This is a genomic window from Acinetobacter sp. ACNIH3, from assembly GCF_002918965.1.
Lineage (GTDB): Bacteria > Pseudomonadota > Gammaproteobacteria > Pseudomonadales > Moraxellaceae > Acinetobacter > Acinetobacter schindleri.
This window is the reverse complement of sequence record NZ_PQLP01000009.1, coordinates 76,193-86,064: the sequence shown is the minus strand read 5'-3', so window position 1 is coordinate 86,064 and position 9,872 is coordinate 76,193. Positions and strand designations below refer to the sequence as shown.

Sequence of the window (9,872 nt, the reverse complement as noted above, 5' to 3'; positions counted from 1 at the left end):
TCTTGACTCAAGCATTAATGCAGTACGATCTTCAAAGTTAAGATGATGGTATGACAATTTTATATACTCCATAAACCCTTTAAATTAATTAGGTGGTTTATGTCGCACTTCAAGTTTTACTCTGCCCATAATTAACCTGAATTGACCTTTTTGACAAAACTGTGGTGCAAGACAGTAGGTTAATTACAATGTTTACTTAACTGTATATTTTTTACCCAGCACCATTTATCTTACCTACATTCAATTACATACAGAACATAAAATCATCAAAACTAAGTTGGAAGGCTACAATTTTGAATGATATTTTAAGTTTAACTTTTTAGTATCTGAGGTGAACAATGAAATTGTTGACATTATTAGGTGTAGGTGTGGCTGCAAGCTGTTGCTATCAAGTTATTAAAAATAATCAGCCAATTCTCGCAAATCCGGATTTTGATGAGACAGTAAAGCGATTTTTATTAAAAGAGTTCTCGGCTTAATTGCTGGAACAATATTGTTAAGTAGATTCCTCAAATTTTCTTAGATTCAGGAAATTCTTAATGTGATGTAAATGATCTTATTTAATTTTTAATAAGATGATATTTAAATCAAGGCAGTTAAAAGAGGAAAATACTTAAACATTCCCATAAACTTATTCATAGGAAGAAAAATTATGCTAAACCTTATATTTTGTTTATTGGCTTTGAAGGGTGCAACTGAAATTGATCATCAGGTCCATGGGGGCGAGGTAGGTGACAATAACGATTGAGTCTAATTAAATAGACGCTCATAAAACCCGCTAGAGAGAAAATTTTATCTTTATCAATTAAGATTTTAGTTAAATATTTTATTGACAGTTTCTTAAATCTTGATTATTTTACTAGGTGTTCAAAAAGCTCCACACTTGATTAAATATCGAGTTTTATCCGCATCTTCCCCAAGGTGCGGTTTTTTTTATAAAAAATATTAATTTTTGCCTTTCCTAAGAAAAAACGATGTTTTAAATAGTCACTTAAATTTAATTTTTTCTAAATCTGCCGGGAAAAATATAAATAGGGCAAGAAACGTGTTTTCATTTATTTCTATCGTTGAAAATACCTGCATGTACCCTGATAAATAAGATAGCAATCCAGATATTGCTTCTTATTTTATTATCAGAATCGATAATGAAGTCTCAGCTAGTTGATAAAATCAGGAGGGTGTTACGATGAGTAATTTCAGTTTATCACCACTATTCCGTCGGAGTATTGGTTTTGACCGCTTAAGTGATCTATTCGATTTTGCATTACAAAGCGATACGCCAAATTACCCCCACTATAATATTGAAAAAACAGGAGATAATAATTATCGTATTTCTATTGCAACTGCAGGATTTAATCAGGATCAACTCGAGATTAATTTGGAAAACAAGGTACTGACTATAACTGGTAAAGTAGTAGAAGAAAACGATCCAAACGTTGAATATTTATATAAGGGAATCGCAAGCCGTTCATTTAAGTTATCGTTACGCCTGGATGAACATGTAGAGGTTCAGCAGGCAGATTATGATAATAGTTTATTGACTATAGATCTGCAACGGAGAGTCCCTGATGAGGTGATGGCACGCTAGATTCCTATTGGTCGTAAAAATAATGAAAAGCTATGGGGAGAGTCGAAGACTCAATAATAAAAATAGTTTTTCTAATAAGAATAGAACAAATTTAAGCCACCTTAGGGGGGTTATTACCTCCAGAACTAGGTTGCTGGTTTGATTATTTGTTGCAATAATTAAATTTCAGACTTATTTAATATGGATATATATTTAATTTGTATATATATTTATATTTTTTATAGATTGTCTATTGTTTGATCGTTGTATGTTTTATCAACGATTCTAAATCAGCGCAAAATGGTTAAGGGGAAAGCTCACAAGAATGTGGGCTTTTTTATTTTATACACATAAATTAACCTTTCATTTAAAAAAACTTTCCAAATAGCTTTGGAATGCAATCCATATAGATGATACCTATAGAGGTTGTTATTTCTAATCTATTGAGGTGAGCAATGAAATTACTAACATTGATTGGCGCAGGCGTATTGGCTGGATATTGTTATAAAAAGGCTAAATACAAAAAGGGAAATGCAAAAAACTGTTCTCATCACGAAGCGGAGACAGAATCTAAGGCATCAAATACCCCTGAATAAATTAATAAAAGACCTCACAAATGAGTGAGGTCTTCGACTATTTAGAAAGGAAAAATAACAATCAAATGCAAATATTGGCTAAATTAATCCTTGGCCTTGTTTAACTGAAGAAACGACTAGGCTGAGTATTTGTTGATTTTGCAATTAGTAGCTTTCTAGGTAATTTATATATTTATGAGAAGTCCTCAACTAGTTTAACAAGTACTTAAAGAAACATAAAACTAACGGGTAAGAACTATTAATATATATTTCCTATACTTACATGAATCTATTCATAAGTTATCCTTAAATAGTTTAAAGAGAAAATATTTGGCTAAGGACTATAAAATGGTAATTAGGGATTGATTGGTTTAATTTTCTATTAATTCTCTATAGTTAGATAAGATTTTTAAATTCTAGTGATCATTCCCCCCCCTTATATTTTGAATAGGGAAGCACTAAAGCAAGGAGATCGATATGTTCCAGTTTGTGCTTTGCTTATTTGGCCTACATAGTACGATTGAGTTTGAATGTACGGCTGATAGCGAAGAAATTAAGTTATGTCGCGATTGCTTGAAAGAAATTAAATAGGTTTAGTACAGTAGGGCTAGATACATTTGGATATAAAGTTACCCTGTTTCTTAAGGTGAAGTCAGGGCTGGTCTATTAGAAGCTAAAAAAATATCATTAAATATTCAATAGAAATTCATAATGATAAAGCTTTGTACATGGTTCAATGATTTTGATGAAAATGATCATGGTGAATAATGAAAGTCAAATTTTTAAAGATGCATATTGGAAGTAAGCCGTCTGTCGATTTAATGATAGAAAATATAATTAACTGGATTCATTAGATTTAATCTGAATTAATAAAGTGCAAATATTTTAAAATTTCTAGTAACCCTTTATATTTAGGATTGAATGTTAAGATAAGCTACAATATAAGCAACAAGAAGTCAGAGTGCACTTTAATGACTAAGCTTGAAATATTGATAACTTTATTGGCTATCGTAATTATTAGTACAGTCATCTACGTATTGGCCCATACTTTGTAATTAAACCTCCTTTGGGAGGTTTTTTATGATGTGTTATTTTTTGGGTACTTGTTAATATAAAGCTGTAATGAACCAAAAGCTCATAAAAATATACCAAGGATCAAATGTTAATGAAATAGGATGAATATTCTTATTGATAATTAGAAGCTTCTGACATTATTTGAGGTATGACAATGATTTAATTAACAAAAAATTGGATAAAATTTTGGAAAAGTAATTTCGTAAAATTTACAAAAAATAAACTTTATAGATTGTTGAGTCGAGATGAAGACAAACGAATACAATGTGATTCATTCTTAAATCTTTTAAGTTTATAAATCATTAGGTAAGCCTATTTTAATGCTCAATCTTCCCATCCAGTCGCGACTTGGCGGATTCTATTTCTGTTATTACGCCATTGTAGGCGCATTCATGCCATTCTGGAGTTTGTATCTTGAAGATCAAGGTTTCAGTTATTCAGAGATCGGGATTCTATCTTCAATTGCCATTGTCACTCGCTTTTTTGCACCCCTCATTTGGGGCTGGATTGCTGACAAATCTGGCAAACGCATGCTGCTGGTGCGCATTGCTACTTGGATGGAAGCCTGTATCTGGTTCATGATTTTTATCGTTCCAAACAGCTTTCAGTCTGTGGCATTGCTGATGCTAATTTTTAGCTTTTTCCAAAATGCGATTCTGGCGCAATTTGAAGGTGTGACGCTTTTCTGGCTCGGAGAAAAACGTGCCGAGCTATATGGCAAAGTGCGTAAATGGGGATCGGTGGGTTTTATTGTTGGTGTTTTTGCTGTTGGAGCAATATTTGAAATTATCCCGGTCAGTATGCTGCCAGTATTATTACTGTGTATTTCATTTCTTGCTTTTATCTGGTCCTTTAGCATTAAGGAACCTTCGACGGCGCCATCCGCACAAAAACAGCTTGAACCGTTATGGCCAATCTTGAAACGTCCAGTGGTTTACAGCTTTCTCATTATTGAGCTGATTATGCTGTTTTCCCATGCGCCATTTTATAGCTTCTATAGCAACTTTCTCAGTCAGCATGGATATAGTACCAGTCAGATTGGACTGCTATGGTCGGTTGGTGTGATTGCGGAAATTATCATGTTTGCTTATGCGACTTTATTTTTTAATCGCTGGTCGTGGCGAACACTGGTAATAATTTGTTTATTGCTGACAGGATTGCGTTGGCTGATTGTAGGTCTGCTGCCTTCGCTATTCATAGTACAGTTTATGGCACAAAGTATTCATGCTTTTAGTTTTGGCCTGTTTCATATGATTGCGATGCGGGTGATTTTCCAGAATTTCTCGGCAGGACAGCAGGGACGAGGTCAAGCACTCTATAGCACCATGTGGGGGATTGGCGTCGCTAGTGGCAGTATTCTTGCTGGTCATTACTGGGACCAATTTGGCGGTACGACTATCTTTATATATGCCGCCGCGGCTACGCTAATGGGTTTACTATTTTTATCTGGTTTGCCCAATCAGGTGGAACCCACAAAGTCCACCTGAAGTAATGATTCTTGAATTATTAGATCTGAATATCTTTATAACGATCAAACCATGGTTGTGCTTCTTCTAGTTGCGCAGCCAGTTGTAATAACAGATCTTCACGAGCAAACGGCGCGATAAATTGAGATCCTAATGGTAGATTCTGCTCATTCCAGTATAGTGGTACTGACATGGCGGGTAGGCCAGTGATATTGGATAACTGGGTAAATGGCACCCATTTCAGGTTTTCCTTGACGATCTGATCAACCAGTTTACCCTGCGCCAATAGATGTGCCTTTCCCATACCCAGTAATGCTTTCATAATCGGTTTTTGCCAAGCGGGTGTTTTTACTTCACCATTGCGTGGAGCCACCGATGCCGTTGCTGGTGTCAGGTATAAATCATAGCAATCAAAGAAATGATTCATCTGGGAAACATAGACACCCCAGTTGTTCAGATTCTGGATGTATTCAATCGCCGTGGTCTTGGCACCAAAAGCACATAACACCAGAGAATCTAGCTCAAAATCAGTTGATTTAGACGGATATTGCCTACGGATTTCCTCAAGCATATAAGAGAACTGACTGAACCAGGTGGTAATAAAATCCTTAGCCAATTGCATCCCGTCAATCGCTGGATGATCTTCAATTACCTCATGTCCTAATGATTCCAAAAGTTTCACTGTCTGGTCGATGGCCTGAACTGCATCTTTGGAGATTTTGGTGCCAATAGGAGATTTGGTATTGAATGCAATTTTCAGTTTTTTCGGTGGTTGCTGAATAATCTCCAGATAATGCGTATGTGGTCGTTCGATCTTGAACATGGAATGATGATCTTCACCATGCGTAGCATCCAGCATCGCAGCGCTGTCACGAACGGTTTTGGTCAGAACGTGCTGAATCGCTGCCCCATGCATGGCTTCACTCATTTGTGGTCCCCAAGGGGTACGCCCCCGACTTGGTTTCAAACCAAACAGGCCGCAATAAGAAGCAGGAATTCGAATCGAACCACCGCCATCACCCGCACCCGCAATCGGCACGATCCCCCCGGCAACAGCAGAAGCAGAACCACCTGATGAGCCGCCACTATTATGGACTAAGTTCCAAGGGTTTTTACAGCTACCCCAGGCATCTGGCTCGGTAATGCCTTTGATTCCAAATTCAGGTGTATTGGTGCGGCCAAAAGTTACAATGCCGGACTTTTCCCAGCGATTCACAATTTCCGCATTGGTATCCGGAATATAGCCAATACGTTTAAAGCCAGTACAGCCATAAGAAGTCGGATAACCGGCATATTCCTGAAACAGATCTTTAACCAAGAAAGGCACACCGGCAAAAGGACCTGATAAATTTGCCTCAGTACGTTTTAAGGCATAATCATGCATCGGGATAACGATGGCATTTAATTCAGGATTGACCTGATTACTGCGTTCTAAAGCAATATTCAGTAACTCTGAAGCATGGATTTCTTTTTTTGCGACCAGCTCGGCCAGTCCCAGACCATCATAGCTAAGATATTCCTGATAATTCATGACATTCCCTGTTTGAATAAATAAAAGTTAAAAATTTTAAGATGCAAGTACGACCTGATTACGACCCATATGCTTGGCCTGATAAAGCGCCTGATCTGCAATATTGATCAGATCCTGCAGTTCGGTCTGCTGTGGTGCTTCCTGATGGGTAATACCCAAACTTACCGTGATATGCACCGATTTGCCATGTTCCAGATAAATCGGTGTTTGCTGCACCAGCTCACGGATACGTTCAGCCACCCAATGCGCTTCATCGTGCTCTATATCCCACATTAAGACGACAAACTCTTCACCACCAATCCGGGCAAACAGATCGCAGCTACGCAGATTGGTGCGCACCAGCTCAGAGAATTGCTGTAAAACTGCATCACCAACATGATGGCCGTATTGATCATTTAAGCGTTTAAAGTAATCAATATCCAGCATAATAAGAGAGAACGACAATTTTCTAGACTGTTTTAGTAAACTTTCACCTTCTTTAAAGAAGTAATGGCGGTTCATGGTACGGGTTAAACTGTCATAATTGGCGAGATAAAGCACATGCTTATACAACTCATTCCGGTTTTGGCTGATAATGCACAGAATCAGTGGTGCCAGTGCCAGCATAAACAGGCCGATGCGTAAGGACACAAAAGTCGTAGAATCTGCCAGGATTTGATCAGCCAGATAGATCTGTGTCAGGCTACTGTAAGTGGTGATCAGAACCAGTGTATTAATAATCGAGATTGTAAAAATACGATAAGTGAGTGCTGCCCAGATTAAAGCAGCCAGAGGATAGATTAATGCGCCAGGTCCGGCAAAAATATGAGTTAAGACCACACACACTGCGACAGTGATCATCGGAAAAAAATAACTGAAAGAATAAGATTTTTTCCTGCGATTTTTCGCAAAATAACGAATTTGCTTGGCAGTAGGGAATGCCAGTACCAAAGGGAGGATGATAATATAGTTAACCATTTCCCCAGTCCACCACAGGAAAAAGTCAATTTTCATGTTTTCCGGGGTGATAAAGGAACCGGGAATATTCACCAGAGTCATCACTGCAAATGCTGCGCTGGCCAGACATCCTGCGAAGGCACAAATACCGAACAGATGAATAAAGGTAAACCCGCTGTTGTAATACTTATAATTAATCTTGAAATAGCGAATACAGAATAGCGAAACGATAGTACTTAACAGATTTGAAAGTGTCAGAAAAAAGCTTTGTAGAAAAAAGTCACCTGTGAGCAGGTCTGCAAACATATAAGCACTGAACGCACCTAGCCAGCCACCTTTATTGTTGAGCTGTGGAAAGCGTAAAAAGAAGGCGAGTAGGGCTGCATTGGCTGGCCATAAAAATGCTAAATAGCCGGTTGGTCGCGTTGCAATGCCAATAAAGCTACAGATAAGAATTAACAGCGCAATAATGAGATATGCAGAGCTATCCGGATCCAGTTGTTTTTCTTTAAAATCAGCAAATCGCAAAATGAAGCTACCTTAGTATATTTACAATGAAAAATCACATGCTGTTTTTTTAGTTAAATAAGCTTTGAGATCTTTCTTTTTGTTTTTGATTGTTTGTAATTTAATCAATACTTAAAATCGCATAAGTACAAAATATAAACAAAATAATGTGGAAAAGAAATGGCTATTATGTATCTAGCTGGTATTTTTATTTAAGTAGATGAAATGATTTTTCGCCATACTCCCCACTGTCAAAAATATGCTAAGTTAGGGACAATCCAAGGAATACTATTTTTAATATGAAAAAAACATGTCTAAGCCTTATGCTGCTTACCTTAACCACCTGGGCGATGGCTGCAGATATAAATAAAAATACCCAAACAGCAGCACAAGCTTCAGCTGTTGCCAATACCTTCCGTATCGTAACACGTCCTGAAATCATGGGCTTATGGGGAATGGAAATCCCGACTAACCGCAAGTGTGTTGAATATTATAATTTTAAAAGTGATAACAATGTGATTATTAAAAGTGGTGATGAATGGTCATCAGGCATCTATGACTATCAGTTACCGCAAGATACCACCGCTCAGGTTCCGGCCTTAATTCTTCAGGTGAAATATGACAATAACCAGAAAGACTGTTCTGGCAATCAAGAAGATCAGTCTGGTGAAGTCTCACAGTATTTTGTGAAATGGCAGAATCCACATACGATTAATTTCTGTGCCACTGAAAAGGCAGAGCAGTGTTTTGCAACTTTAAGACGTATTCTTCCTTAAGGTTACAGATAATAAAAAACCGCTGAATGATCAGCGGTTTTTTATTAAGGGTACTGAAAGAGGATTAAGCCTTTTCTTCAGCACCTTCAAGTTGTTTAAGCAGATGTTTTTCGAGATAGTGAATATCCATTGCCTGCTCACAGAAGTTCTCATCCTGAAGGATCAGATCTTTATGCAGTGGAATATTGGTCTTGATGCCAGTCAGAATCATTTCATCAAGCGCCTGCTTCATACGGGCAATGGCTGTTTCACGATCTTTACCATGTGCAATCAGCTTGGCAATCATCGAGTCATAATACGGTGGAATACTATAACCTGGGTAGATATGCGAATCTAGACGGATACCTGCGCCACCTGGGGTGTAAAATGTCTCAATCATGCCCGGAGACGGCATAAAGGTAGATGGATCTTCCGCATTAATACGGCATTCGATCGCATGACCTTTAACAACGACATCTTCTTGCTGAATATCTAGACCCAGACCGGCAGCAACACGAAGCTGTTGTTCAATGATGTCAACACCAGTCACCATCTCAGTGACAGGATGTTCTACCTGAACACGGGTATTCATTTCAATAAAGAAGAATTCGCCGTCTTCAAATAGGAATTCAAATGTACCCGCACCGCGGTATTGCATTAACTTACATGCATTCACGCAAGCTTCCAGAATGTCAGCACGTGCCTGTTCAGGCAGATTTGGTGCAGGAGCTTCTTCTAGTACTTTCTGGTGACGGCGCTGTAAAGAACAGTCACGGTCATACAAGTGGATCGCATGGCCATTACCATCGCCCAAGATCTGTACTTCAACATGACGCGGCTTTTGCAGGAAACGTTCCATATAAACCGTATCATCGCCGAACCACATTTCTGCATCACGTTGCGCCGCTTGTACAGACTCGAGCAGGGTATCCACGCGTTCAACGATACGCATACCACGTCCGCCACCACCCGCAGCAGCTTTTACGATCAGCGGGAAACCGATTTCTTTGGCTTCAGCAAGGGCATTGTGGATGGTTACTGCATGATCACAGCCTGGTACTGTTGGTACGCCGGCTTTTTTCATGGCAATAATGGCAGAAACCTTATTACCCATCAGGCGAATGTGTTCAGGACGTGGGCCAATAAAAATAAAGCCAGAACTTTCAACAATTTCAGCAAATTCAGCATTTTCAGACAGGAAACCATAACCTGGGTGGATCGCATCCGCACCAGTAATCTCAGCTGCTGTGATAATTGCTGGAATATTTAGGTAACTGTCACTGCTTGCGCCAGGACCGATACATACTGCTTCATCGCAGAAACGTAGATGCATCAAGTCCTTGTCAGCATCTGAATAGACACCGACAGTTTTAATTCCTAAAGTTTTGCAAGCTCGGGTGATGCGCAGGGCAATTTCACCACGGTTTGCAATTAAAACTTTTTGCAACATTATTATGAATC

Annotated in this window: 8 protein-coding genes; 5 read left to right on the top strand and 3 right to left on the bottom strand. The window is 38.5% G+C overall.

All coding sequences use genetic code 11. From position 1 onward, the window contains the following. Nucleotides 1-338 precede the first annotated feature (338 nt). From C3420_RS17375 to C3420_RS06365, 4 genes are all read left to right on the top strand, one after another. Nucleotides 339-479, top strand: a complete 141-nt coding sequence (locus tag C3420_RS17375; RefSeq protein ID WP_004809164.1) for a hypothetical protein — start codon at nucleotides 339-341, stop codon at nucleotides 477-479. A gap of 707 nt (nucleotides 480-1,186) precedes the next feature. Continuing rightward, the gene (locus C3420_RS06370) at nucleotides 1,187-1,588 is read left to right on the top strand and encodes an Hsp20 family protein (RefSeq protein ID WP_103800852.1); all 402 of its coding nucleotides are present in this window, start codon (nucleotides 1,187-1,189) and stop codon (nucleotides 1,586-1,588) included. Nucleotides 1,589-2,022: 434 nt separating this feature from the next. Beyond that, nucleotides 2,023-2,163, top strand: a complete 141-nt coding sequence (locus C3420_RS17370; protein ID WP_167367443.1) for a hypothetical protein — start codon at nucleotides 2,023-2,025, stop codon at nucleotides 2,161-2,163. A 1,373-nt stretch (nucleotides 2,164-3,536) separates the two neighbouring features. Next, nucleotides 3,537-4,703 carry an MFS transporter gene (locus C3420_RS06365; protein ID WP_103800851.1) on the top strand — a complete coding sequence of 389 codons (1,167 nt, stop codon included), beginning with the start codon at nucleotides 3,537-3,539 and terminating at the stop codon, nucleotides 4,701-4,703. 19 nt (nucleotides 4,704-4,722) lie between these two features. Here the strand turns inward: C3420_RS06365 and C3420_RS06360 are convergent, their stop codons facing one another. After that, nucleotides 4,723-6,213 carry an amidase gene (locus C3420_RS06360; RefSeq protein WP_103800850.1) on the bottom strand — a complete coding sequence of 497 codons (1,491 nt, stop codon included), beginning with the start codon at nucleotides 6,211-6,213 and terminating at the stop codon, nucleotides 4,723-4,725. 36 nt (nucleotides 6,214-6,249) lie between these two features. Further along, nucleotides 6,250-7,677, bottom strand: a complete 1,428-nt coding sequence (locus tag C3420_RS06355) for a diguanylate cyclase (protein WP_103800849.1) — start codon at nucleotides 7,675-7,677, stop codon at nucleotides 6,250-6,252. Between the two features lie 329 nt (nucleotides 7,678-8,006). On the opposite strand from C3420_RS06355, the gene C3420_RS06350 reads away from it, so the two are divergent. Next, nucleotides 8,007-8,432 carry a hypothetical protein gene (locus C3420_RS06350; RefSeq protein WP_171056660.1) on the top strand — a complete coding sequence of 142 codons (426 nt, stop codon included), beginning with the start codon at nucleotides 8,007-8,009 and terminating at the stop codon, nucleotides 8,430-8,432. 64 nt (nucleotides 8,433-8,496) lie between these two features. On the opposite strand, the gene accC is transcribed toward C3420_RS06350, so the two are convergent. Further along, complete coding sequence (gene accC / locus C3420_RS06345) at nucleotides 8,497-9,861, bottom strand: acetyl-CoA carboxylase biotin carboxylase subunit (protein ID WP_004809211.1); 1,365 nt, start codon at nucleotides 9,859-9,861, stop codon at nucleotides 8,497-8,499. Between the last annotated feature and the right edge of the window lie 11 nt (nucleotides 9,862-9,872).

What these genes read in the sequence shown, in the direction of transcription:
- C3420_RS06365 (WP_103800851.1), top strand. Translation starts at nt 3,537, where the DNA reads ATGCTCAATCTTCCCATCCAGTCGCGACTTGGCGGATTCTATTTCTGT.
- C3420_RS17370 (WP_167367443.1), top strand. Translation starts at nt 2,023, where the DNA reads ATGAAATTACTAACATTGATTGGCGCAGGCGTATTGGCTGGATATTGT.
- accC (WP_004809211.1), bottom strand. Translation starts at nt 9,861, where the DNA reads ATGTTGCAAAAAGTTTTAATTGCAAACCGTGGTGAAATTGCCCTGCGC.
- C3420_RS17375 (WP_004809164.1), top strand. Translation starts at nt 339, where the DNA reads ATGAAATTGTTGACATTATTAGGTGTAGGTGTGGCTGCAAGCTGTTGC.
- C3420_RS06360 (WP_103800850.1), bottom strand. Translation starts at nt 6,213, where the DNA reads ATGAATTATCAGGAATATCTTAGCTATGATGGTCTGGGACTGGCCGAG.
- C3420_RS06350 (WP_171056660.1), top strand. Translation starts at nt 8,007, where the DNA reads ATGGCTGCAGATATAAATAAAAATACCCAAACAGCAGCACAAGCTTCA.
- C3420_RS06370 (WP_103800852.1), top strand. Translation starts at nt 1,187, where the DNA reads ATGAGTAATTTCAGTTTATCACCACTATTCCGTCGGAGTATTGGTTTT.